Source organism: Zoogloea sp. (assembly GCF_028693495.1).
Lineage (GTDB): Bacteria > Pseudomonadota > Gammaproteobacteria > Burkholderiales > Rhodocyclaceae > Zoogloea.
Window position 1 is genome coordinate 1 of record NZ_JAQUVG010000002.1, and the last position, 23705, is coordinate 23705.

The window sequence follows — 23705 nt, forward strand, 5'->3', positions numbered from 1 at the left end:
CGCGGTGCAATTCATTGCAGGCCAGGCGGTCGAGCAAATGGAACTGCACACCAACGGCAATGCCCTGCGCTTCATTCCAACGGGTGGCGCCTATATTGACACCGGCGCAGTTCTCAGCACCGACGAGTGGATTCATATTGCCGCCAGCTACGATGCCAGCGCCGATTCCGCCAGGATTTACATCAATGGCGTGCAGGTCAGTACCCGCGACAACCACCCCGACAACGTCAATCCAGACGATGCACTGAAAAGCACGCTTTCCCCCTACTACCTCGGCAAGCGGGGTGATGGCAGCTATCCGCTGAACGGCGCAATTGCCGAATACCGCATCTGGAACGATGTCCGTACGGCCGCAGAAATCCGCGACAACCTGAACGCCAGCCTGCTGGGCAGCGAGGCCAACCTGGTCGCCCTGTGGAAGCTCGACGAAGCCACGGGTACCACCCTCGCCGACAGCACCGCCAACAACTTTCACGGCACGCTCAACAACGGCACCTGGACCACCCGCGCGGTCAGCGGTGGGCTGAACGTCACCTACACTGAAGACGCTGCGCCGGTGGGCGTATTCAGCGGCGTGGTGGTCGATACAGTGGAAAGCGGGCAGACACTCACGGCACTGACGCTCACCGTGACGAACGTGTCGGACACCACCGAGTCCCTGAGCATCAACAACGTAACCGTCCCCCTGACGACCGCCACGAGTGAGCTCGCCCTGGGCACGGTCAGCGGAGAAAACGCGGGCAGCGTCACGGTGACGGGTGCAGGCAGCACCAAGACCGTCACCATCACCGGGGCAGCCCTGAGTGAAGCCAATCTGCAAACGCTGATCAACGGCATCACCTACAGCAACAGCAGCCAAGCCCCCGGCACCGCGACCCCGCGTGCGGTAACGCTCACGTCGCTGACCGACAGCGGTGGTGCCACGGCCAGCCTGAGCCTGGCTTCGACAGTGACCCTGGCGGCGCTGAACGATGCGCCCGTCAACACCGTCCCCACAGCCCAAATCGCCTTGCAGGACGGAACGCTGGTCTTCAGCCCGGCCAATGGCAATCCCATTTCGATTACCGATGTGGATGCCGGCACAGCGAGCGTCACGCTGACCGCCACGAATGGCACGCTTAGCCTGAGTGGAACGAGCGGCCTCACTTTCACCACCGGTGACGGCACAGCGGACAGCACCACGAGCTTCTCGGGCAGCCTGAGCGACATCAACGGCGCGCTGGCCGGCATGTCTTTCAGCCCGACCAGCGGATTCACCGGAGCAGCGTCGCTGCAGATCACGACCAGCGACGGCGGACTGACTGGCAGCGGTGGCGTACAGACTGACACCGACACCATCGCCATCACCGTGGATGCGGCCCCCACGGTGAGCAGCGTGGCCGTCCCCGCCAACGGCACCTATCGGACGGGCCAGCATCTGGACTTCACGGTCAACTTCACCGAAGCCGTCACGGTGACCGGCACTCCGCGGATTGCCCTGGCCGTGGGCAGCACCGCTGCCTACGCCAGCTACCAGTCGGGCAGTGGCACCTCGGCCCTGCTGTTCCGCTATACCGTGGTCAGTGACAATCTGGACACGGATGGCATCACCGTCGGGGCGCTCGGCCTCAACGGCGGCACCCTGAAGGACGCTGCCGACAACAACGCCGTGCTCACGCTCAACAGCGTGGGCGCAACCGGCAGCGTGCGGGTGGATGCGGTGGCTCCGCCGGCGCCGGGCACGCCAGCGCTCTCTGATGCATCCGACTCCGGCTTTTCCAGCACGGACGACATCACCAACGACGCCACGCCCACCTTCACGGGCACCGCCGAAGCCAGCAGCACGGTGACCGTGATCAGCTCGGTGGCGGGCATCCTGGGCACGGCCACCGCCGACGGTTCGGGCAACTGGAGCCATACCGTCGGTGCCGACTTGAGCGCAGGCCATCATGAGATCACTGCGACGGCGACGGATGCGGCCGGCAACACCTCGGTGGCTTCGTCGGTGTTGTCCATCAGCATCAATACTTCCCTCCCCAGCGTGACCGCGGGTGCCACAACCCCCTTTACCGAACAAACGCCGGTTGCTGCGGCTCCGACCCTGACCGTAACGGACGCGGGTGGCGATGCCGACTGGAATGGTGGCACCCTGAAGGTGCAGATCACCGGCAATGCCGAAGCGGCCGACAGCCTGAGCCTTCCCGGCAGCGATCCCGGGGGCAGCAGCCTCTGGCTGGACGGCACCGCCCTCAAGGCCGGCAGCACCGCCATCGGCAGCGCCGATGCAGCGTCAGTCAGCGCTGGCGCAGCCTGGACCTTCACCTTCAATACCAACGCCACCAATGCCTTGGTTCAGGGTTTGACCCGCGCCATCACGTTCAACAACACCAGCGACACGCCCAGCACGGGGCCCCGCTCCGTATCCTTCACGGCAACGGACAACGCGGGCAACAGCGGCAGTGCGGTGCAGACCGTTTCCATCACCGCCGTCAATGATGCCCCCACCCTCAGCGGGGTGCCCGGCACGGCGCAAGGGGTGACCGCTGGCACGGCCGCCGCCCTCGCCGACTTCACCGTGGCCGACAGGGACACGGGCATCCTCACCGTCACGCTGAAGCCCAGCAACGGCACCCTGGGCGGCCTGACCGATGCCGACGCCAGCACCCCCGGCATCCAGCTCACCGGCACGGCCGCCGCCATCAACACCGCGCTGGCCGGCGCCACCTTCACCGCAGCGGGGGCTGGCGCGGCGAGTATCGCCATCCGGCTCACCGACGGCCTGATCGCCACACCGGTCACGGCCACCTACGGCCTGACAGCGGCCCCTGCGCCCTCGCCAGGCCCGGCTCCGACGCCCGCCCCCGAACCGGCTCCGACGCCCGCCCCCGAACCGGTTCCGACACCGGTTCCGACGCCGACGCCAACGCCGGTCCCCGAACCCACGCCGGTCCCCGGCATTCCGCCCCGGGACGAGTGGGCCAGCCTGCCCGACGATGACGGTGACGGCCTGCCGGAAGCGGTCGAGGATTTCGTCCCGGCACCCAGCGTGCCCGGGGCCGTGACCGGCGATGGCAACGGCGACGGCATCAAGGACTCGGTTCAGGTCAGCGTGGCATCCACCCCGGTGCTGCAGACTCCCACCGCGGTTTCGAACCCGGGGAGCGCACCCGATGTCTTCGTGACCCTGGTGGCCGACGCGCAGAACGGCAGGGAAGACACCAGCGACACCAACACCGCCACGGTACGTAGCGTCACCCAGCTGGACGCCCCGAGCAGTCAGCCCGCCACCATGAGCATGCCGCTGGGCCTGCTCAACTTTGTCGCCGAGGTGCAAAACCCCAGCGAGCTGGAGACCTTCAGCCTGTATCTGGATCCGGCCCTGGGGGTCAATGGCTACTGGATGCAGAATGCCTCCGGCACCTGGGTCAACCTGGCCAGCCCCGTTCATGGCGGGCAGATGGTGATCGAAGGGGGACGTCTGCGCATTGACTTCCAGTTGCAGGACGGCGGTGAGTTTGATGCGGACGGAGTTGCCGACGGGGTCATCACCGCGCCCGGCACGGTGGCCTTCATGCCCCTGTCCATCGTCGGCACCCAGCCGGATACAGGAGAGAACGACTTCTGGTTTTAAGCCCGCCCAACACCACGGAGCCAGCGCCCCACCCTGTCAGCAGCCCGCCACGCCGTCAGCAAGTACTTCACCCGTGACGGGGTAGAGCGGGTGCGGTGGCTGCAACCGCCCCCGCCTATGGCGGCCCTTTGCTGGCCTGTGTGCGGGAAGGTGACTTGGTGGTGGTCGAACAGGAACGGGCGGGCACTCCTCATCCACGCCCTGGGCAATCCGGGCAAGACTTATCGACATTACAATCGCTACTAATTTGTGTATTAATTAGTAGTTGATTGCCACCCAAAGCAATGGACCTTGAATACACTATGCCCCTACTAAAACACACATAAATTAGTACCCGAATGAAGATTCCCATCGCGCCTCCAAACCCGACTGGTCTCCTTGCCAAGCTTCACTCCAACAAGCTTTCTCAACTGATCGAACTGCAGGAAGCCACAACTTCCGGGCGCTACCTGCACTGGGATGAGCTTCGGCATCGGCAACCGCCAGAAGGCTTCTCCCTGGAGGAATGGTGGCTGTCGATCTGGCTGGCTCGGGCCCCTCTCCTCAAGCCATTGCCGCTGCTGGACCGCCAGGGGGGGACATTCAAGTTTGCCGTACCGGAGGCAGTGCAGATCCATTTGCACCACATCCACCGGGATGCCGCAGGCCAGATCCAGGCGCCAGCCAGCGCCCCGATCCATGAGAATCGCGAACGCTACCTGCTGCACTCATTGATCGAAGAGGCAATCACCTCCAGCCAGTTGGAGGGGGCGTCGACCACCCGGCGGGTGGCAGAAGCCATGCTGCTGGAAGGGCGCCGCCCCAAGGACCGCAGCGAGGCGATGATCTTCAACAACTACGCGGCGATGGAGCACATCCGGAGCCTGCGGGATCAGGCCATCACCCCGGAACGCATCCTGGAGCTTCACCGGATGCTGACCGCCAGCACGTTAGACGACCCTGCCGAGGCAGGGCGCCTCCGGCAAAGCGACGAGGTGAAAGTGGTGGATAACCGGACAGGCACGGTGCTGCACGCCCCCCCGCACTGGGCTGAACTGCCTTCACGCCTGGAGCGCCTATGTGCCTTTGCGAATGCGGACGAAGGGAGCGCTCCTTTCGTGCATCCCGTCGTAAGAGCCATCCTGTTGCACTTCATGATCGGCTACGACCACCCTTTTACGGATGGAAATGGTCGTACCGCCCGAGCGCTGTTCTACTGGGCCATGGCCCGAAGCGGCTACTGGCTGATGGAGTTTCTCTCCATCTCTCAGTTTCTGCGCCAGGCGCCGGCCCAGTACGTTACCGCCTACCTGCACACGGAAACCGATGGAGGGGACACGACCTACTTCATCCTCCACCAGCTCGGCACGATCCGTAAGTCCATCGAAGCGCTGTACGCCTACCTTGCACGCAAGACCAGCGAACAGAAAGATGCCCAGCGCCTGTTGGCTGGATCACCGGCACTTCGCGGACGACTCAACCACCGGCAGATCACACTCCTCACCCACGCCCTGCACAATCCAGGCGAGGCGTATCGAGTCAGTGCGCACCAGCAGTTTCACAGCGTGGTGTATCAAACGGCTCGAACCGACCTGCTTGAGCTGGAGGCCTTGGGCTTCCTCGACAAGTTCAAGCAAGGGCAATCCTTTGTCTTCTACGCTCCGGAGGATCTGAAAGAGCGCATTGAGCGCGCAGCAAAAGGGAGAGAGTGAACGACAGGGGGGCAGACGCCCCTCCCCTCTTCCGCCTAATCCTGCCGTTTTCTGCCATGCCGCGTTTCCGGCTGGCACAATCGAGGCCTGCCCTTCGGCCGCGTGTAGCCAGACACACACCCAACAACGCAAAGCTTTGCCAGCACTGGATTTCAATACCCCATGAAGATCGCCACCTGGAACGTCAACTCCCTCAAGGTCCGCCTGCCCCATGTCCTCGACTGGCTGGGCAGCGCCCAGCCGGATGCCCTGTGCCTGCAGGAGCTCAAGTGCGAGAACAAGGCCTTTCCCCTGGCCGAGATCGAGGCGGCCGGCTACCACGCGGTCTTCAACGGCCAGAAGACCTACAACGGCGTGGCCATCCTGAGCCGCCAGCCCCTGACCGATGTCACCCTCGACATCCCCGGTTTTGCCGACGAGCAGAAGCGCATCATCGCCGGGACCCTCGACGGGGTGCGCATCGTCTGCGGTTATTTTCCCAACGGCCAGGCAGTGGGCTCGGACAAGTTCGCCTACAAGATGGCCTGGCTGGAGGCGCTGAGCGCCTGGCTGAAGACCGAGCTGACCACCACGTCGCGGCTGGTGCTGGCCGGCGACTACAACATCGCGCCGGAGGACCGGGATGCCCATCCGGACTGGAAGGACGAGATCCACGTCTCGGCTCCGGAACGGGAGGCCTTCCAGACGCTGCTGAATCTGGGGCTGAGCGATGCATTCCGCCTGTTCGAGCAGGAGGAACGGAGCTTCTCCTGGTGGGATTACCGGATGGGAGCCTTCCGGCGCAATTTCGGCCTGCGCATCGACCATCTGCTGCTGTCGGCACCGCTGGTGCCCCAGTGCACGGCCTGCTACACGGACAAGGCGCCCCGCAAGCTGGAGCGTCCTTCGGACCACACACCGGTGATCGTGGAGCTGGCATGACGCTTTCGGCCAACCCGCGCCTGGCGGCCCTCTACCCCATCCTGGCGGGGCTGTCCGGAGATGCAGCGGAACGCCTGGCGAAGCACACCCAGGTCGTGGACCTGCCGGCGGGGTTCACCGTCTTTGACGAGCATCAGGCCTGCCAGGGCTTTCCCTTCGTGCTGGCCGGCAGCATCCGGGTGGTAAAGGCGGCCCCCAGCGGACGGGAGCTCCCGCTCTACCGGGTCACCCCGGGCGAAACCTGCATCATCTCGTCCGCCTGCCTGCTCGGCCGGGCTCCCTACAACGCCCGCGGCGTCACCGAAACGCCCACCACCCTGCTCCTCCTGCCCATCGGGGAGTTTCAGGCGCTGCTGGGAGAGCCGCCCTTCCGGGACTTCGTGTTCCAGCTCTTCTCCGAACGCATTGCCGACCTGATGCAGCTCATCGAGGAGGTTGCCTTCCGCAAGCTCGACCAGCGCCTGGCGGCCCTGCTGCTGGGCAAGGGGCAGCGGCTGAACACCACCCACCAGCACCTGGCGGATGAACTGGGCAGCGTGCGGGAGATCGTCAGTCGCCTGCTCAAGGGCTTTGCCGAGCAGGGGCTCGTGGCCTTGTCCCGGGAGCAGGTGGAGATCCTCAACCCGGCAGGCCTGCGGCGGATTGCCACGGGCTGACCCCTGTGTAACCTGGGTTACAGACACGGTCAGCCCTGCCCTGCTGTAATGACGTCACCTGAACAGCACGCCCGGGAGGCGATCATGAAAACGAACGTAGGCGGTATCGACAAGGTGTTGCGGATCGGCGGCGGGGTGGCATTGCTCGCCTGGGCGGCGCTGGGCGGGCCAATCTGGGCCTGGGTCGGCGTGGTGCCCCTGGCCACCGGCCTGACCGGTTTCTGCCCCCTCTATCCCCTGCTGGGCATGAACACCTGCCCTCTCAAGAAGGACTGAGGACGGGCCGGGGAGGCGCCTGCCGGCGTCAGCCCCGGGCGTCCCGGGCGGCCACGTGGTTGGCCATGGCCACGAAAGTCTCAACCCCGAGCTTTTCTCCGCGCAAACCCGGATCGAGAGCGAGGGCCTGGTAGTCCGCCTCGGACAGGTAGTCCTTGAGGGTGTTGCGCAGGGTCTTGCGGCGCTGGCCGAAGGCTGCGGTCACGATGCGCCCCAGCAGGACCGGGTCGGTAGCGGTGCACTCGGCCACCGGGCGCGGCACCATCCGCACAATGCTGGACATGACCTTGGGTGCGGGGCGGAAGGCGCCCGGCGGCACGTCGAACACCCGGGCCATCTGGAAACGGTACTGGAGCATCACCGACAGGCGGCCGTATTCCTCGGTGCCAGGTTCGGCCACCATCCGCATCACCACTTCCTTCTGCAGCATGAAGGTCATGTCCTTCACCTTGTCGGCGAACTCGGCCAGGTGAAAGAGGATCGGCGTGGAGATGTTGTAGGGCAGGTTGCCCACCACCCGCAGCGGCGCACCGTCGGGCACCAGGCTGGCGAAATCGAAGCGGAGGGCGTCACCCTCATGGATGCTCAGCTGCTCGGGCGGGTGCTTTTCCTTGAGCCGGGCGATCAGGTCCCGGTCGATCTCGCACACGTGCAGGTGGTCAAGGCGGGCCATCAGGGGTTCGGTCATGGCTCCCAGACCGGGGCCGATCTCCACCATCCGGTCCCCTGTCTGGGGGCGGATGGCCTCGATGATCTTGCGGATGATGTTGGGATCGGACAGGAAGTTCTGGCCGAAGCGCTTGCGCGCCTGGTGCGGTTCAGTCATGGATGGATCCTCAGCCCTGCTTGCGCTCCCAGGCGGCCATGGCGGCCTTGACCCGGGTGATCGCGGCAAAGCCGGCTTTTTCGCCTTCGAGGATGGCCTCGTGGCGTTGCTGGAAATTGGTGGCGGGCAGACCGCGCAGTTCGGGACGGATCACCACGTCGGCCTCGGCCAGGGCGGTCTTGCCGAGGGCCCCGCCCATGATGGAGATGGTGTCCAGGAGGACGTCGAGGCTGCCCTGGTTCTTCTTGCCGCTGGGCCGGGACGAGATATCCACGGCGATCACGATGTCGGCCCCCAGGCTGCGTGCTTCCCGGGCGGGAATGGGGGACACCAGGCCGCCGTCCACATACTCGCGGCCGGCGATGGCCACCGGCGGGAAGACCCCCGGAATGGATGAGGAGGCCCGCACCGCCGTGCCGGTGTTGCCCCGCTGGAAGACGATGGGCTCGCCGCTCTGCAGGTCGGTGGCCACGGCGGCAAAGCGCCGCTTTAGCCCTTCGATGGGCTTGTTGCCCACGTGGGTGTTGATGAAGCGCTCCAGGGCCTCGCCCTTGATCACGCCCCGGTCGAAGAGACTCCAGTCGGTCACCGCCGACTCGTCGAGCTGGATCGCCAGCTTCTGCAATTCGAAGGGGGTATGGCCCGCCGCATAGAGGGCGCCCACCACCGAACCGGCACTGGTCCCCACGACAAAGTCCACAGGGATCCCGCTGGTTTCCAGGGCCTTGATCACCCCGATGTGGGCAAACCCGCGGGCGGCACCGCCGCCCAGAGCCAGGGCGATGCGCGGCTTGCGGACAGGCGCGGGCGGTTTCGGAGGCGCAGGAGACAGGCCACTGCAGGCCGCCAGCCCCAGCGCGCCGGCAGTGGCGATCAGCAGACGACGGCGGGTGTTCATGCCGCCAGCTCCCCACGCGCCATGGCCTGGGCCAGGCGCACCGCGGCAAACAGGCTGCCCGGGTCGGCCTTGCCGCTGCCGGCCAGGTCGAGGGCTGTGCCGTGATCCACCGAGGTACGGACGATGGGCAGGCCCAGGGTCACATTCACCCCGCAGCCAAAGCTGGCGTGCTTGAGCACTGGCAGCCCCTGGTCGTGGTACATGGCCAGCACCGCATCGCCCTTGTCGAGGGTGTGGGGCACGAAGAGGGTGTCGGCCGGCAGGGGGCCGGTCAGGTGCATCCCCTCACCCCGCAGGTGCTCGAGCACGGGGATCAGGGTGTCGATCTCCTCGGTGCCCATGTGGCCGCCCTCCCCCGCATGGGGGTTGAGCCCGGCCACCAGGATGCGCGGGGCGGGCAGACCAAAACGGGCTTTCAGGTCGGCATCGAGAATGCGCAGGATGTGGGTGAGGAGGGGCCGGGTGATGGCGGCAGGGACATCCTTGAGGGGCAGATGGGTGGTGGCGAGGGCGACCCGCAGACCGCCACCCACCAGCATCATCACCACCAGGGGCGTGCCGGTGGCTTCAGCCAGATATTCGGTGTGGCCGGAAAAGGGCACCCCGGCCTCGCAGATGATGCCCTTGTGCACCGGCGCAGTGACCATGCCGGCAAACTCACCGCTGCGGCAGCCGGCAATCGCCCGGTCGAGCACATCCAGGACATACCGGCCGTTGGCCGCGTTCAACTGCCCGGGCCGGACCGGCACGGCGAGGGGAACGTGGCACACCTCCAGCGCACCGGAGGGCGCCGGCCCGTCGGGGCGGTAGTCGATCACGGCCAGCTCAGGACGCAGGGCGCGCACCCGGGCAGCCAGCATCTCCCGGTCGCCAAGCACCACGCACCGGGCACCACAGCTCAGCTCCGGCAGGGCCGCGCACAGGTCGGGACCGATACCGGCAGGCTCTCCACTGGTAATGGCGAGGATCATGGCGCTCACCGCTCCTCGATCCGGTACTCCACGTAGGCCCGGTCGCGCAGCTGGCGGAGCCAGTCCTGGTAAGCCTCGTCCGTCTTGCTCTCCCGCAGGGCATTGCGGGCCGCGGCGCGCTTGCGCTCTTCGGACACATCCTGAACCCGGCGCTCCTCCACCAGAATCAGGTGCCAGCCGAAGGGCGACTGGACCGGCGGGGAAAGCTCACCCGGCTTGAGGACATCCATGGCCTGCTCGAATTCGGGCACGGTGTCGCCGGGATAGATCCAGCCCAGATCGCCCCCCTTGGAAGCCGACAGATCAGCCGAATGGCTGCGGGCCAGCTCGGCAAAGCTGGCGCCGCCCTGGACCACCCGCTCCCGCAGGTCCACGAGACGCCGCCGGGCGTCCGCATCGGAAACCACTTCGCTGGTCTTGATCAGGATGTGGCGGGCCCGGGTCTGCTGGATCTGGGAGGGAACACCTGCATCGTCGCCCCCCTTGCGGTCCACCACATGGACGATGTGAAAACCGGCAGCGCTGCGCAGGATCGGGGTCGATTCACCTGCCTTGAGGCTCACCACGGCCTGGGCGAACAGGCTCGGCAGACGCTCTGCGCTGCGCCAGCCCAGGTTGCCGCCGGTCAAGGCGTCGGGGGCATCGGAAAAGCTGGCAGCCAGCTTGTCGAAGGGCTCGCCTTTGGCGATGCGCGCCGCCACGTCTTCCGCCTTGGTCCGCAACTTGGCCAGCTGCTCCGGGGTCGCACCGTCCGGCGCCCGGAACAGGATGTGGGAGAGGTTCAGCTCTTCCTTGCCCGTTGCCGCGGCAGGCTGGGCCAGGAAGTTGTTCACTTCCGCATCGGAAATCACGATACGGGCTTCCACCTCCCGCTCCCGCACCCGGGTCAGGAGCATTTCATTGCGCACGTCCTGGCGGAAGCGGTCCCACGGGATGCCGTCCTTGGCGAGGGCCTGGCGGAATTCGGTCATGGACATCTTGTTGCCGTCGGCAATCCGGCCAACCGCCCGGTCGAGAGCCACGTCATCCACCCGCAGGGAGGTCTCGCTGGCCAGCTGGAGCTGCAGGCGCTCCATGATCTGACGCTCGAGCACCTGCTTCTGGAGCACATCGGCGGGGGGAAGCGGTGTGCCCTGGCGGCTCAGCTGGCGGGTCACCTGGTCGATGCGTGCGCGCAGGTCGGTGCGGGTGATGACTTCACTGTTGACGACCGCCACGATGCGATCCACTTCGATCGGATCAGCGGCGAGGGCAGCGCCGGCCAACAGGGACGCGGCGAGCAGGGAGACGATCAGTTTCATGGGTCGGGAATGCGCTTTCAGAAGTCGTCGTCACTATTGAAGGGGTTGGAGCCGTCGTTGATCTTGCCATAGCCCGGCACGCTGCGACGCAGCACGTTGAGGGGGCTGGAGCCGAGACTGCCGGCACCGTTGAACTCGAGCTGGAAGAAGAAGGCCCGGGTGGAGTCGGTGGCACTGGTGGTCAGGTGCTGGATCACGCTGCGGAATACCCAGCAGCCGGCGTTGTATTCGAGGCCGGCGATGCCCTGGGTCAGGCGGTGGTCCCGCAGGTTGCGATTGTAGCGGGCCACCCCGTACCAGTTACCCCACAGGGGCCACTGGCCGGTCAGGTCGATGTCCCGGAAACCATTGGGATTGTTCGGGTCGGTGGAGTAGTTCTTGCGGTAACGCCAGCTGACGCCCAGGGTGCGGGCGTGGCCCGGCTGGAAACGGAAGCCGAAGTTGAAACGCTCGGTCCAGTTGTCCCGGGGGTTGTACTGCCAGGCGGTATCCAGGGTGGTGCGGGGCGCCACGTTGAGACCGAGGGCCGCCAGCAGGTCGGCCTGCTTGCCGGTGCGGGCGGGCGTGTCCTTGTTGAGGGTCACCCGCTGATCCACCAGATAGTAGCGCTGGCCCAGCAGGGCCCGGAAACGCTCGGCGCCGGTCTCCGGGTCGATCAGGCGGCTCTGGACCGCCGTGGTGATCTGGTTGGCGTTGGAAATCCGGTCGCCACCGGTATAGACGTTCTCGGCAAAAATCTGGGCGTAGTTGAAGTCGTAGAAGCCCGAATCGAAGTTGGGTATGGACGACTGGTCCCGGTAGGGCACGTACAGGTAGTAGATCCGCGGCTCGAGGGTCTGGACGAAATCCTTGCCGCCCCAGCGGGTCTCCCGCTCGAAGGTCACGCCGCTGTCCACCGAAAAGATCGGCAGGGTGCGGGTCAGGGATTCATCGCCGGTGCTGGTGGTGCGATCCAGGTCGTAGCGGGTGGCATGGACCCCGATCTTGGGGGTGACGAAGAACGCCGACGTCTGCATCGGCAGCGACAGCTGCGGATAGAAGGTCAGGCGCCGGCCCTTGTCCTGGGTCGGGTGGCTGAAGGACACGTACTCGCTGGCCAGCTGGAAGGTGGAGCCGCCCCACAGGTCGGCCCGGTTGGCCGTCAGGGTGAGCTGGGGCAGGCGCTTGTAGGGGGTGGCGACCTTGGCCCCGGTGCGGGGATCGTCCAGGGTCTGGAAGGACTGGATCATCCCGGTGGCCGACCACCAGCCGCCGCCGGCGTAGCTGACCTGCCCCTGGCGCGCCAGGTGGACCCGGGACGTGAGGGCCAGCCGGGTGCTCAGGTCGATGAAGTAACGGGGATCGGACACCCCGTTGAAATCCACGTTGCTGCTCCATCCGTTGCCGTAGGAGCGCAGGTCGCGGATCGTGCCCACATAACGGCTGCGGCCCTCGATCTTGTCCTCGGGCATGTACTCCACGTAGGACAGACCCTTGGCGCCCGGTGTCAGATAGCGGGCTTCGGTGCGGAACTGCATGCCCCGCCGGCCCATGAAGCGGGTGGTCAGGGTGGCGTCATAGTTGGGGGCGAGGTTGAAATAATAGGGGATGGCCAGATCGGCACCCACCTTGTTGGAAGTGCCGAAGGTGGGCGTCAGCAGACCCGACTTTCGGCTCTCGCCCAGAGGGAAGTCGGCCCAGGGCAGATAGCCCACCGGCACCCCCTTGAACCACAGGGTTCCTCCGGTGGCCTCGCCCACTTCGGTATCGTAATCGAGCTCGATCTCCCGGGCCTTGAGGTACCAGTCGGGGCGATCCGGCTTGCAGCTGGTCCACGTGGCGTTGGTGAAGCGGAACTGGTTCTCCCCCTCGAAATACAGCTTGTCGGCGGAACCGTGCCCCGTGAGGGGCTGCTCCCGCAGGGGCGGCGACTGGCCGGGCAAAAGGGGCGCCCGCCCCGGATCGGGGGGACGGCCGGGGCGGCTGATGGCGTACTCCGGCGAATCGAAGAAGCCCGCCTGCTCCTGGACCTTGACCCGGGCGTGGGGGCCGCGCATCTCGTCCTTGCCCCGCAGCACCCGCACGTTGCCCGTGGCCTCCACCTCATCGGTGAGTTCGAAGTACTGCATCCGGTCGGCTTCAACCCGGGAGGCGTCCCGCACCAGCACGGCCGAACCTTCAGCCTGCGCGTCCACATCCTGGCGGCCCAGCACCTTGTCGGCGGTGATCACCGTCGCCCCCGGGCGGAGCACCTGCGGGTCGGCAACGAGAGCCGGCGCTGGACGGCTCACCGAGGGCCGGTCACTCGCGGCGGGCAGGGGCCTGACCGGCGTGCTCGCCGCGGGCGCCTGACGGGGCTGCTCCCGAGGCACAGGCCGGACCGCCGCCGGTTTGCCCAGCAGGGCCGGATTCACCAGGAAAGGCGGAAGTTCTTCGGCGCCCGCCCGCCCCCACAGGGCGAACAGGGCAATCGACAGGTAGCGCAGCTGGTGGGTACGTGGTTTCATCCCGAGACAGGAAGCAGCCGGTGAGCCGACCCCATGGTTTGATAAACTGCGCGATTTTACACGAACGCATCTTCGACACCGTGGAACGACGCCAACAACTCCAGTCCTGGATCGCCGCCGAATTTCCCGGCCGCGCCTTCGAACTCGCCCCGGCCAGTGCCGACGCCAGCTTCCGCCGCTACTTCCGGCTGACCTTTGCGGACGATCCGACCTCCTTGATCGTCATGGATGCACCGCCCAGCCACGAGGACTGCCGCCCCTACATCCAGGTAGCCAAGCTCTTTCGCGCTGCCGGCGTGCACGTCCCCCAGGTGGTCAGGCAAGACCTGGAACAGGGCTTCCTGCTCCTGTCCGACCTGGGCACCACCACCTACCTGCAGGCACTCACGGCCGACAACGCCCATACCCTGTACGCCGAAGCCCTCGGCGCCCTGATGTGCATTCAGCACACCAGCCGTCCGGACGTGCTGCCCGAGTACACCCGGGAAAAACTGCTGCAGGAGATGGAGCTGTTCCCGGTGTGGTACCTGGGCCGCCACAAGGGCATCACCCTCACCGAAAAACAGACCCAGCAGCTCTACGAGGTCTTCGACCGCATCCTGGATGTGAACGAGGCCGAGCCGAAGGTCTTCGTGCACCGGGATTTCCACAGCCGCAACCTGATGCTGTCCACCCCCAACCCGGGAGTGCTCGACTTCCAGGATGCGGTGTACGGCCCGATGACCTATGACCTGGTGTCCCTGTTCAAGGATGCCTACGTGCACTGGGAAGAAGACTTCACCCTCGACCTGCTGGCCCGCTACTGGGAAACCGCCCGGGAGCTGGGTCTGCCGGTGCGCGGGGACTTCGCCGAGTTTCACCGGGACTACGAATGGATGGGGGTGCAGCGCCACATCAAGGTGCTCGGCATCTTTGCCCGCCTGTGCCACCGGGACGGCAAGGACGGCTACCTGAAGGACATGCCGCTGGTCCTCCACTACCTGCGCAAGGCCTGCGAGCGCTACGGCGAACTCAAGCCCCTGCTGCGCATCCTCGAGCAGACCGACCCGACCGTCACCGAAGTCGGCTACTCCTTCTGAGCCCGCGCCCATGAAAGCGATGATCCTGGCCGCCGGCCGCGGCGAACGCATGCGCCCCCTCACCGACACCTGCCCCAAGCCGCTGCTGGTGGCCGGCGGCAAGCCGCTGATCCTGTGGCACATCGAGCGCCTGGCGGCGGCGGGCATCGTCGACCTGGTCATCAACCACGCCCACCTGGGCCAGATGATCGAGGATGCGCTGGGCGACGGCGCGCGCTTTGGCGTGCGCATCACCTATTCCCCCGAAGGCAGCGCCCTGGAAACCGCCGGCGGCATCGCCCGCGCCCTGCCCCTGCTGGGAAGCGCGCCCTTCCTGGTGGTGAACGGCGACGTCTTCTGCGACGCCGACTTCGCCGGCCTGCGCCGAGCCGCCGCAGAGCTCAACCCGGTGCGCTGTGCCCACCTGCTGCTGGTCGCCAACCCGGCGCACAACCCGGACGGCGACTTCGGCCTCACCCCGGACGGCCTGGTCCACGAGGACGACGGTGACCGGCTCACCTTCTCCGGCCTGGGCGCCTACCATCCGGCCCTGTTCGCCGGCCTGTCGCCCGACGCCCCGGCCAAGCTCGCCCCCCTGCTGCGCGCCGCCATGGCGCGCAACCGGGTCAGCGGCGCCCGCCTGCTCGGCCGCTGGGTGGACGTGGGCACCCCCGAGCGCCTGCACGAACTGGACGCCAGCCTGGGCACACCCGGATAGCGCAACATTCCCGCACCACCACGGTCCATCCTCCATACCGCCACCGGACACCCCCATGCCCCTCGACATCTCCCCCTTCCAGGCCCGCCGTACCCGCCTCCTGGCCACCCTGCAGGCTGCCGGCGGCGGGGTGGCGATCATCCCCACCGCACCGGAGCGCATTCGCAACCGGGACACCCACTACAGCTACCGTTTCGACAGCTACTTCTACTACCTCACCGGCTTCCGCGAGCCGGAGGCGGTGCTGGTGCTGGTGGCCGATGCCAACCCGCGCAGCCTGCTGTTCTGCCGCAGCAAGGACATGGAGCGGGAGATCTGGGACGGCTACCGCTGCGGCCCCGAGGCGGCCCGGGACACCTTCGGCTTCGACGAAGCCCATCCGGTGGCCGAGCTGGACGAGCAGCTCGGCGTGCTCCTGGCCAACCAGCCGACCATCTTCCATTCCGTGGGCTACGACAGCGACTGGGACAAACGGGTCACCGACGCACTCAACCGGGTCCGCGGCCAGGCCCGGGCCGGCGTCCACGCCCCTGCCCAGATCCGTGACATACGCAGCCTGCTGGACGAAATGCGCCTGATCAAGGATGACGCCGAGATCGCCGTGATGCGCCGGGCCGCCGACATCAGCGCGAGCGCCCACCGCCGGGCGATGCAGGCCACCCGCCCGGGTGTCTGGGAATACCAGGTGGAGGCGGAGCTGCTCCATGAATTCCGCCGCCACGGCAGCCAGGCCCCCGCCTATGGCTCCATCGTCGCCGGCGGCGCCAACGCCTGCGTACTCCACTACGTGGAAAACGACTGCCTGCTGAAGGACGGTGAGCTGCTCTTGATCGACGCGGGCTGCGAACTGGACGGGTACGCCTCAGACATCACCCGGACCTTCCCGGTGAACGGCCGTTTCTCCGGCCCCCAGAGGGCGGCCTACGAGCTGGTGCTGGCCGCCCAGGATGCCGCCATCCAGGCCACCCGCGCCGGTGCCAGCTGGAACGCCCCCCACGATGCGGCCACCCGGGTTCTGGCCCAGGGCTTCATCGACCTGGGCCTCCTGAGGGGCACCCTTGATGGCGTGCTGGAATCCGGCAGCTACCGCCAGTTCTACATGCACCGCACCGGCCACTGGCTGGGCCTCGATGTGCACGACGCCGGCGAGTACAAACTGGGCGGCGAGTGGCGTCCCCTCACCGCCGGCAACGTGCTGACGATCGAGCCCGGCTGTTACATCCGCCCCGCCGACGGCGTGCCGGAAGCTTTCTGGAACATCGGCATCCGCATCGAGGACGACGCCCTGGTCACGGAGGACGGTTGCGTGCTGATCACCTCGGCCGCCCCCAAGAGCATCGCCGATATCGAAGCCCTGATGGGACAGCGCTGACCATGGACCGCCACGATATCGCGATTGTCGGCGCCGGCCCGGTCGGCATGGCCCTGGCCCTGGCCCTCAAGGACTCCGGTCTCGACACCGTGCTGGTGGATGCCCGTCCCCGCGGCGGTGCCCGCCAGGATCCCCGGATTCTGGCCCTGTCCCACGGCACCCGCCTGACCCTCGAGCGCCTGGGGATCTGGTCCCGGCTGCAGGTCACGCCCATCGAGACCATCCACATCTCCCATCAGGGTGGCCTCGGCAGAACCCTGCTGCGTACCGAAGACTATGGCCAGCCCGCCATGGGCTACGTGGTCGCTGCCGGCGACCTGGCAGCGGCCCTCGATGACGCCCTGCAGGGCGCCGGTATTCCGGTCCGGGACAACACCCCGGTCATCCATCTGGCGCCAGGCGCCGAAGACGTGCTGCTCGGGCTTGGGGATGGCAGCCAGCTCGCTGCCCGCCTGGCCGCCTGTGCCGAAGGCGTGATCCAGGGCGCCGGCGGCACGCCCCTGGTGGAGCAGGACTATGGCCAGCATGCCATCATCTCCGTGGCCACCCCCGCCGACGCCCACCATCACCGGGCCTGGGAACGCTTCACCCCCCAGGGCCCCCTGGCAGTGCTGCCCTGGGGCAACGACTGCGCAATCGTACATACCGCCCACCCCGATGAGGCCGCAGCCCTGATGGCCCTGGACGACGACGCCTACCGGGAGCGCCTGCAGGCCAGCTTCGGCAGCCGGCTGCGCTTCGCCCGGGTCGGCCCGCGGGCCTGCTACCCGCTGGTGCTGCGCTACCGGCCCAACCCTGTCGGCCAGCGCACCGTCTGGCTGGGCAATGCGGCGCAAACCCTGCACCCGGTGGCGGGTCAGGGTTACAACCTGGCCCTGCGGGATGTCTGGGCCTGCGCCCAGACCCTGATCCGTGCCGGGGGAGACCCGGGCATCGCCACCACCCTTGCGACCTACGCGCGGGAGCGCAGGCTGGATCGGCAGGGCACCATCCGCTTCACCGACGGCCTCGTGAAACTGTTCAGCACGGGCGCCGCCCCCCTCCGCCACGCCCGCGGAGCCGGCCTCTTCGCCCTCGACCTGCTGCCACCGGCGCGCCATTTCGTGGCCAAGCGGATGATGTTCGGCGCACGCGCCTGGCCCTGACCAGAGCAGCACTGCCGGCCATAAAAATCTCCGTCGCCGCAGCGCAACAAACCCCGTAGAATCCGCAGCCTGCACGCCGCCCACGGGGACCTGCACCATGGCCGAAACCGACGACCTCAAGCAACACGACGACCTGGACATCCACCTGAGGGAAGTCCAGCACCTGCTCGCCCGTCACCGGCTGGTGGAAGATCTCGTCCACCGCCAGGACATGCCCAAGCATGATCTGGTGGAGAGCCTGGTCCACAAGCAGCACATCAACGAGCTGACCCACAAGCTCGACAGCCTGCACTCGGCCGACGTGGCCCACATTCTCGAAGCCCTGCCCCTGGACGAACGCATGTTCGTATGGGATCTGGTCAAGGCCGAGCGGGACGGCGAGATCCTGCTGGAAGTCTCCGACGCAGTCCGGGAATCCCTGATCGAGTCCATGGACCCGGCCTCCCTGCGGGCGGCCGCCGAACAGCTGGACGCGGACGAGCTGGCCGACCTGGCCCCCGACCTGCCCCATGAGGTGATGGAGGCGGTCTACCAGGGGCTCGACCAGGAAGAGCGGGAGCAGCTCCGGGCAGCGATGTCCTATCCCGAGGACTCGGTCGGCGCGCTGATGGATTTCGAGATGGTCACGGTCCGGGAGGATGTGACCCTGGAAGTGGTGCTGCGCTACCTGCGCCGCTTCGAAGAACTGCCCGACCACACCGACCAGCTCTTCGTGGTGGACCGGGACGAACACCTGCGGGGCGTGCTGCCCATCGATCGACTGCTGATCAACGGCCCGGAAACCGAAGTGAGCGAGATCATGCTCACCGACACCCTCACCCTGGAACCTGCGGATGAGGCGGAAACCGCCGCCCAGGCCTTCGAGCGTTACGATCTGGTGTCGGCCCCGGTGGTGGACTATCACCGCAAGCTGGTGGGCCGGGTCACGGTGGCCACGGTGGTGGACTTCATCCGCGAGGAAACCGAGAACGAGCTCCTGAGCCAGGCCGGTCTGCGGGAGGGGGAAGACATCTTTGCCTCGGTCTGGGACTCGGTGAAGAACCGCTGGGCCTGGCTCGCCGTGAACCTGGTCACCGCCTTCATTGCCAGCCGGGTCATCGGCGCCTTTGAGGGTTCCATCGAGAAGCTCGTTGCCCTGGCCGCCCTGATGCCCATCGTCGCCGGCATCGGCGGCAACTCGGGCAACCAGACCATCACCATGATCGTCCGCGGCATCGCCATGGGCCAGGTCCAGGATGACGCCCTCACCCGTCTGATCAAAAAGGAGATGGGCGTCGCCTTGATCAACGGCATCGTGTGGGGCGGCCTGCTCGGCGTGCTGTCTTGGGTACTCTACAGCAGCGGCAAGCTGGGCGCGGTGATGACCGCCGCGATGACCCTCAACCTGCTGCTGGCGGCCTTCGTGGGCGTGATGGCGCCGATGATCCGCAACCGCCTCGGGCAGGACCCGGCGGTGGGCTCCAGCGTGATCATCACCGCCGTCACCGACTCGGGCGGCTTCTTCATCTTTCTCGGGCTGGCGACGATCTTCCTGATGTAACGCGGGGAGGCCCGACGGATACACACCGCGGGGGGCTGCTTGCATGACGCGCGGTAGGTGGGGCTGTGGCCCCCCCCGCAGGGGTCATCCCCGGAAAGGCGCGTTTCCCCATGAAAGGATGACCGCGCCTGACAATTTTCCAGGAGACCCAAGCCATGAACGATGTCGCCAAGCAGATCAAGCAGTTCAACGCCGGGCGCGACCCGGAACGGCTGGCCCTCAAGCTCAGGAAAATGCGCGCGGATCCCTTCATCTTCCTGCGCGGCAGCTGTCACCTGTTCTACACCCGGCTGCCCCGCGAGCCGCTGTTCACCACGGCGCCGCCCGCCTGGCTGTGCGGCGACCTCCATCTGGAAAACTTCGGCAGCTTCAAGGGCGACAATCGCCTCGCCTACTTCGACATCAACGATTTCGACGAGGCCATTCTGGCGCCCTGCACCCTGGACCTCGTCCGTTTTCTGGCCAGCGTGCAGCTGGGCGCCCGCAGCCTGTCGGTCAATGCCCCGAAGACCGCGCTGCTGTGCCGCGTCTTCATCGACGCCTATACCGCGGCCCTCGCCGAAGGGAAGGCCCGCTGGGTCGAACGGGAGACAGCGGTCGGACTGGTCAAGGATCTGCTCGGCGGGCTGGGCCAGCGCAAGCGTCCGGCGTTCCTCGACACCCGCACCGAACTCAAGGGCAAACACCGCCGCATCCGCTGCGACGGCAAAAAGGCCCTGCCCGTCGATGACGCCCGGCGCGCCGACATCGAGGCCTTTCTCGCCTGCTTCGCCCGGACCCAGCCGAACCCCGGATTCTTCAAGCTCATCGACGTGGCCCGGCGCATCGCCGGCACCGGCAGCCTCGGCGTCGAGCGCTACATCATCCTGGTCGAAGGCAAGGGCTCGCCGGACGCCAACTACCTGCTCGACCTGAAACAGGCGCTCCCCTCGTCCCTGGCCCCCTGGACCGCAGCGCCGCAGCCCCAGTGGCCCAACGAGGCGAGCCGCGTCCTGACCCTGCAGAAGCGCCTGCAGGCCATCCCGATGGCGTTTCTGCAGGTCGTGGAATGGAGCGGAAACTCATACATCCTGCGCGACCTGCAGCCCAGCGAAGACCGCGTGGCGCTGGACGCCTGGAACGGCAAGCTGCGCCGCCTCGAAGAGGTGCTGAGCACGATGGGCCAGGTCGTCGCCTGGGCCCACCTGCGCAGTGCCGGGCGTCAGGGCTCGGCGAGCGCCGACGCCTTCGTCGACTTCGGGCAGCAGACCGGCTGGCAGGCAGCGCTCATAGACCAGGCCGACGCCGCTGCCGCCTCGGTGGTGGCCGACTGGCAGGCCTACGGGGCGGCGTTCGATGCGGGGTACTTCGAGTAGCCAATTAACCCCCGCGTGCGGCTGCAGCCGCAGGGACACGCCACACCCAGCGTCGCAGCGTTCAGCCCGCCTCGGCAGCAAACCAGGCTTCGGCGGCGGCGATGGTGCTGTCGATGTCGGCCTCGGCGTGGGCCGCCGACACGAAGCCGGCCTCGAAGGCCGACGGGGCGAAGTAATGGCCGGCCTCCAGCATGGCGTGGAAGAAGCGGTTGAAGCGCTCCTTGTCGCAGGCCATCACCTCGGCGTAGTTGCGGGGCACCGCTGCGGCAAAGTACAGGCCGAACATGCCGCCCACCGAATCGGCGACGAACTGCACGCCGTGCTTCGCCGCCGTCGCATTGAGGCCGGCGACCAGGCGCCCGGTGCGGGCACCGAGGGTGTCGTAGAAGCCGGGCCGGGCGATCTGATCGAGGCTGGCGAGGCCCGCCGCCACGGCCACCGGGCTGCCCGACAGGGTGCCGGCCTGGTACACCGCGCCCAGGGGGGCGATCTTTTCCATGATGTCGCGACGGCCGCCGAAGGCGCCCACCGGCATCCCGCCGCCGATCACCTTGCCCAGGGTGGTCAGGTCGGGGGTAATGCCAAACAGGCCCTGCACGCCCCGCGGGCCGACCCGGAAGCCGGTCATCACCTCGTCGAAGATCAGCACCGCGCCGTGCTCGGTGCACAGCCGGCGGAGCAGGTGCATGAACTCGGCCGAGGGCTTGATGAGGTTCATGTTGCCGGCGATCGGCTCGATGATCACGCAGGCGATCTCGCTGCCGCGGGCCTTGAAGGTTTCCTCGAGCTGGGCCGGGTCGTTGTAGTCGAGCACCAGGGTGTGCTTGGCGAAGTCTTCGGGCACGCCGGCCGACGAGGGATTGCCGAAGGTGAGCAGGCCCGAGCCGGCCTTGACCAGCAGGCTGTCGGCGTGGCCGTGGTAGCAGCCCTCGAACTTGACGATCGCGTCGCGGCCGGTGAAGCCGCGGGCCAGGCGAATGGCGCTCATGGTGGCTTCGGTGCCGCTGGAGACAAGGCGCACCATCTCCATGCTGGGCAGCAGCGCGCAGAGGCGCTCGGCCATCTCGATCTCGCGCTCGGTGGGCGCGCCGAAGGACAGGCCGTCGAGGGCCGCGCTGCGCACCGCCTCAACCACCACCGGGTCGGCATGGCCGAGGATCGCCGGGCCCCAGGAGCCCACGTAGTCCAGGTACTCCTTGCCGTCGGCGTCCCACACCCGGGCGCCCAGCGCCTTCTTGAGGAAGCGCGGCGTACCGCCCACCGAACGGAAGGCCCGGACGGGCGAATTCACGCCGCCGGGGATGGTGCGCTGGGCGCGGGCAAAGAGTTCTTCGTTACGACGGGTCATGGTGCGGAAAGGTCCTGTGATGCGGAAGCAAAAAGCTCCCGGTAAGCGGCCGCCCGGGCCGCGGGTCCGGGCGCAGAGAAAACATCGCTGATCACGGCGAGTAGATCGGCCCCTGCCGCGATCAAGGCGGGGGCATTGTCGAGGGTGATGCCGCCGATGGCGGCCACCGGCACGCCCAGACCGGCCTTCGCCCGAGTCAGCAGATCGGGGGTGGCCCGTGGGGCCTGGGGCTTGGTGGGGGACGGAAACAGGGCACCAAAGGCGACGTAGTCGGCACCCGCTGCAACGCCCGCCTCGGCCCGCGCCCATTCACCGTAGCAGCTGACGCCGAGGATCCGCCGGGGCCCCAGCATCCTCCGGGCACGCACCAGATCACCGTCATCCCGCCCCAGGTGGACCCCGTCGGCGTCGATGGCCAGGGCCAGATCCAGGTCGTCGTTGATCAGCAGGGGGATGCCCGCCGCACGGCACGGGGCGAGCAGGGCCCGGGCCTGGGTGGCCTTGTGCGCAGGCGCGGCCAACTTGTTGCGGTACTGAACCACTGCCGGCGCCTCGGGGAGCAGGATCCGCAGGGCCTCCAGCAAGGCCTCCGTGTCGTTCCAGTCAGGGGTCACCAGATAAAGACCGCGCTTCAGCATCGGTCGCCCCCCGCCAGGGCACCACGGGCCCGGAAGAACCGGTCCGGGATGGATTGCCCCATTCCCGGGCGGAAGGCGTGGGCAAGGGTTTGCCAGGTGAACGCCTGGGCTTCGCGCACGGCTTCGGAAATTTCAAGGCCGTGGGCCAGGGCCGCGGCCAGCGCCGACGCCAGGGTGCAGCCAGACCCGTGGTAGTTCCCCGGGAGACGCTCCCAGAGATCGGTACGGGTGACGCCGCCGTGGCCATAGAGGGTGTTCACCACCTGGGGGGTGCTGGCGTGGGAGCCGGTGATCAGAACATGCTCGCACCCCGCTCTCAGCAGCGCACCGGCACAGTCCGGCAGCGTGAGCTCGTCCGTCCGCCCCACAAGGCAGGCGGCCAGGCGGCGGGCCTCCATCGTGTTGGGAGTGATCACACTGGTCTGGGGCAGGATCAGCTCGCACAGGGCTTCGAGCATGCGCTCGGAAGCCAGTTCGTCCCCTCGCCCCGAGGCCACCACCGGGTCAACGATCACCGGCACATGAGGGTAGTCGGCAATGATCCCGGCAATCATCGCGATGTTCTCGGCGCTGCCCAGCACCCCGAGCTTGAAGGCCTGTACCGACATGTCCTCGAGCACCGCCCAAGCCTGTTGGGCGACGAAATTCTCATCCACGGGGGAAATGTCCTGGACACCTGCAGTGTCCTGAACCGTTAGGGCCGTGATGACCGTCAAGGGGTGGCACCCCATGCCAGCCAGGGCCATCATGTCGGCCTGAATGCCAGCCCCACCGGTCGGATCAGATGCAGCGAAGACAAGGACCAGTGGAGGGCAGGGGTCGTTGCGGTTAGTAGTCATTCTGGAAGCCGTGGACACACAATTTTCACCGCGACTGCGCTACCATTCACGATCCG

The 23705-nt window shown here is 67.2% G+C and carries 19 protein-coding genes; 11 read left to right on the forward strand and 8 right to left on the reverse strand.

Features of this window, described 5'->3' with window-relative positions:
* Positions 1 to 37 precede the first annotated feature (37 nt).
* From PHD22_RS00465 to PHD22_RS00485, 5 genes are all read left to right on the forward strand, one after another.
* Entirely contained in the window at positions 38 to 3610 is a 3573-nt protein-coding gene (locus tag PHD22_RS00465) for an Ig-like domain-containing protein (protein ID WP_299860674.1), read from the forward strand.
* A gap of 338 nt (positions 3611 to 3948) precedes the next feature.
* Positions 3949 to 5301 (forward strand): Fic family protein, encoded by a 1353-nt coding sequence (locus tag PHD22_RS00470; RefSeq protein ID WP_299860677.1) that lies wholly within the window; start codon positions 3949 to 3951, stop codon positions 5299 to 5301.
* Between the two features lie 162 nt (positions 5302 to 5463).
* Entirely contained in the window at positions 5464 to 6222 is a 759-nt protein-coding gene (gene xth, locus PHD22_RS00475) for an exodeoxyribonuclease III (RefSeq protein WP_299860680.1), read from the forward strand.
* Positions 6219 to 6878: a Crp/Fnr family transcriptional regulator gene (locus tag PHD22_RS00480; protein WP_299860683.1), complete on the forward strand. Its 660-nt coding sequence runs from the start codon at positions 6219 to 6221 to the stop codon at positions 6876 to 6878. Before xth ends, PHD22_RS00480 begins: the two co-directional genes overlap by 4 nt.
* An 84-nt stretch (positions 6879 to 6962) precedes the next feature.
* Positions 6963 to 7154, forward strand: coding sequence for a DUF2892 domain-containing protein (locus tag PHD22_RS00485; protein WP_299860686.1), 192 nt, complete (start codon positions 6963 to 6965; stop codon positions 7152 to 7154).
* Between the two features lie 28 nt (positions 7155 to 7182).
* On the opposite strand, the gene rsmA is transcribed toward PHD22_RS00485, so the two are convergent.
* The 5 genes from rsmA to PHD22_RS00510 are packed head-to-tail and all read right to left on the reverse strand — an operon-like array spanning position 7183 to position 13636.
* A complete protein-coding gene (rsmA, locus tag PHD22_RS00490; protein ID WP_299860689.1) occupies positions 7183 to 7980 on the reverse strand; it encodes a 16S rRNA (adenine(1518)-N(6)/adenine(1519)-N(6))-dimethyltransferase RsmA in 798 nt (265 codons plus the stop codon).
* A 10-nt stretch (positions 7981 to 7990) separates the two neighbouring features.
* Complete coding sequence (locus PHD22_RS00495; RefSeq protein ID WP_299860691.1) at positions 7991 to 8878, reverse strand: patatin-like phospholipase family protein; 888 nt, start codon at positions 8876 to 8878, stop codon at positions 7991 to 7993.
* The gene (gene pdxA, locus PHD22_RS00500; RefSeq protein WP_299860694.1) at positions 8875 to 9849 is read right to left on the reverse strand and encodes a 4-hydroxythreonine-4-phosphate dehydrogenase PdxA; all 975 of its coding nucleotides are present in this window, start codon (positions 9847 to 9849) and stop codon (positions 8875 to 8877) included. Before pdxA ends, PHD22_RS00495 begins: the two co-directional genes overlap by 4 nt.
* Positions 9850 to 9854: 5 nt before the next feature.
* Positions 9855 to 11171, reverse strand: a complete 1317-nt coding sequence (locus tag PHD22_RS00505) for a peptidylprolyl isomerase (RefSeq protein WP_299860892.1) — start codon at positions 11169 to 11171, stop codon at positions 9855 to 9857.
* A complete protein-coding gene (locus tag PHD22_RS00510; protein WP_299860696.1) occupies positions 11168 to 13636 on the reverse strand; it encodes an LPS-assembly protein LptD in 2469 nt (822 codons plus the stop codon). Before PHD22_RS00510 ends, PHD22_RS00505 begins: the two co-directional genes overlap by 4 nt.
* Positions 13637 to 13716: 80 nt before the next feature.
* Between PHD22_RS00510 and PHD22_RS00515 the strand changes: the two genes are divergently transcribed.
* From PHD22_RS00515 to PHD22_RS00540, 6 genes are all read left to right on the forward strand, one after another.
* Positions 13717 to 14715, forward strand: a complete 999-nt coding sequence (locus tag PHD22_RS00515; RefSeq protein WP_299860700.1) for a phosphotransferase — start codon at positions 13717 to 13719, stop codon at positions 14713 to 14715.
* Between the two features lie 19 nt (positions 14716 to 14734).
* On the forward strand, positions 14735 to 15412 hold the full coding sequence (gene murU, locus PHD22_RS00520; RefSeq protein ID WP_299860895.1) for an N-acetylmuramate alpha-1-phosphate uridylyltransferase MurU: 678 nt from the start codon (positions 14735 to 14737) through the stop codon (positions 15410 to 15412).
* Between the two features lie 55 nt (positions 15413 to 15467).
* Entirely contained in the window at positions 15468 to 16784 is a 1317-nt protein-coding gene (gene pepP / locus PHD22_RS00525) for a Xaa-Pro aminopeptidase (RefSeq protein WP_299860702.1), read from the forward strand.
* A 2-nt stretch (positions 16785 to 16786) separates the two neighbouring features.
* A complete protein-coding gene (locus PHD22_RS00530; RefSeq protein ID WP_299860705.1) occupies positions 16787 to 17929 on the forward strand; it encodes an FAD-dependent monooxygenase in 1143 nt (380 codons plus the stop codon).
* A 97-nt stretch (positions 17930 to 18026) separates the two neighbouring features.
* A complete protein-coding gene (mgtE, locus tag PHD22_RS00535; RefSeq protein WP_299860708.1) occupies positions 18027 to 19469 on the forward strand; it encodes a magnesium transporter in 1443 nt (480 codons plus the stop codon).
* A gap of 155 nt (positions 19470 to 19624) precedes the next feature.
* Positions 19625 to 20824, forward strand: coding sequence for a DUF2252 domain-containing protein (locus PHD22_RS00540; RefSeq protein WP_299860711.1), 1200 nt, complete (start codon positions 19625 to 19627; stop codon positions 20822 to 20824).
* A 61-nt stretch (positions 20825 to 20885) separates the two neighbouring features.
* On the opposite strand, the gene hemL is transcribed toward PHD22_RS00540, so the two are convergent.
* The 3 genes from hemL to PHD22_RS00555 are packed head-to-tail and all read right to left on the reverse strand — an operon-like array spanning position 20886 to position 23649.
* Entirely contained in the window at positions 20886 to 22172 is a 1287-nt protein-coding gene (hemL, locus tag PHD22_RS00545; protein ID WP_299860714.1) for a glutamate-1-semialdehyde 2,1-aminomutase, read from the reverse strand.
* Positions 22169 to 22810, reverse strand: coding sequence for a thiamine phosphate synthase (gene thiE, locus PHD22_RS00550; RefSeq protein ID WP_299860717.1), 642 nt, complete (start codon positions 22808 to 22810; stop codon positions 22169 to 22171). The genes hemL and thiE overlap by 4 nt, the downstream gene beginning before the upstream one ends.
* A complete protein-coding gene (locus tag PHD22_RS00555) occupies positions 22804 to 23649 on the reverse strand; it encodes a hydroxymethylpyrimidine/phosphomethylpyrimidine kinase (protein ID WP_299860720.1) in 846 nt (281 codons plus the stop codon). The genes thiE and PHD22_RS00555 overlap by 7 nt, the downstream gene beginning before the upstream one ends.
* Positions 23650 to 23705: the final 56 nt, after the last annotated feature.

Coding starts and splice junctions, on each gene's coding strand:
- PHD22_RS00465 (WP_299860674.1), top strand. CDS start 38: ATGGAACTGCACACCAACGGCAATGCCCTGCGCTTCATTCCAACGGGT.
- PHD22_RS00470 (WP_299860677.1), top strand. CDS start 3,949: ATGAAGATTCCCATCGCGCCTCCAAACCCGACTGGTCTCCTTGCCAAG.
- xth (WP_299860680.1), top strand. CDS start 5,464: ATGAAGATCGCCACCTGGAACGTCAACTCCCTCAAGGTCCGCCTGCCC.
- PHD22_RS00480 (WP_299860683.1), top strand. CDS start 6,219: ATGACGCTTTCGGCCAACCCGCGCCTGGCGGCCCTCTACCCCATCCTG.
- PHD22_RS00485 (WP_299860686.1), top strand. CDS start 6,963: ATGAAAACGAACGTAGGCGGTATCGACAAGGTGTTGCGGATCGGCGGC.
- rsmA (WP_299860689.1), bottom strand. CDS start 7,980: ATGACTGAACCGCACCAGGCGCGCAAGCGCTTCGGCCAGAACTTCCTG.
- PHD22_RS00495 (WP_299860691.1), bottom strand. CDS start 8,878: ATGAACACCCGCCGTCGTCTGCTGATCGCCACTGCCGGCGCGCTGGGG.
- pdxA (WP_299860694.1), bottom strand. CDS start 9,849: ATGATCCTCGCCATTACCAGTGGAGAGCCTGCCGGTATCGGTCCCGAC.
- PHD22_RS00510 (WP_299860696.1), bottom strand. CDS start 13,636: ATGAAACCACGTACCCACCAGCTGCGCTACCTGTCGATTGCCCTGTTC.
- murU (WP_299860895.1), top strand. CDS start 14,735: ATGATCCTGGCCGCCGGCCGCGGCGAACGCATGCGCCCCCTCACCGAC.
- pepP (WP_299860702.1), top strand. CDS start 15,468: ATGCCCCTCGACATCTCCCCCTTCCAGGCCCGCCGTACCCGCCTCCTG.
- PHD22_RS00530 (WP_299860705.1), top strand. CDS start 16,787: ATGGACCGCCACGATATCGCGATTGTCGGCGCCGGCCCGGTCGGCATG.
- mgtE (WP_299860708.1), top strand. CDS start 18,027: ATGGCCGAAACCGACGACCTCAAGCAACACGACGACCTGGACATCCAC.
- PHD22_RS00540 (WP_299860711.1), top strand. CDS start 19,625: ATGAACGATGTCGCCAAGCAGATCAAGCAGTTCAACGCCGGGCGCGAC.
- hemL (WP_299860714.1), bottom strand. CDS start 22,172: ATGACCCGTCGTAACGAAGAACTCTTTGCCCGCGCCCAGCGCACCATC.
- thiE (WP_299860717.1), bottom strand. CDS start 22,810: ATGCTGAAGCGCGGTCTTTATCTGGTGACCCCTGACTGGAACGACACG.
- PHD22_RS00555 (WP_299860720.1), bottom strand. CDS start 23,649: ATGACTACTAACCGCAACGACCCCTGCCCTCCACTGGTCCTTGTCTTC.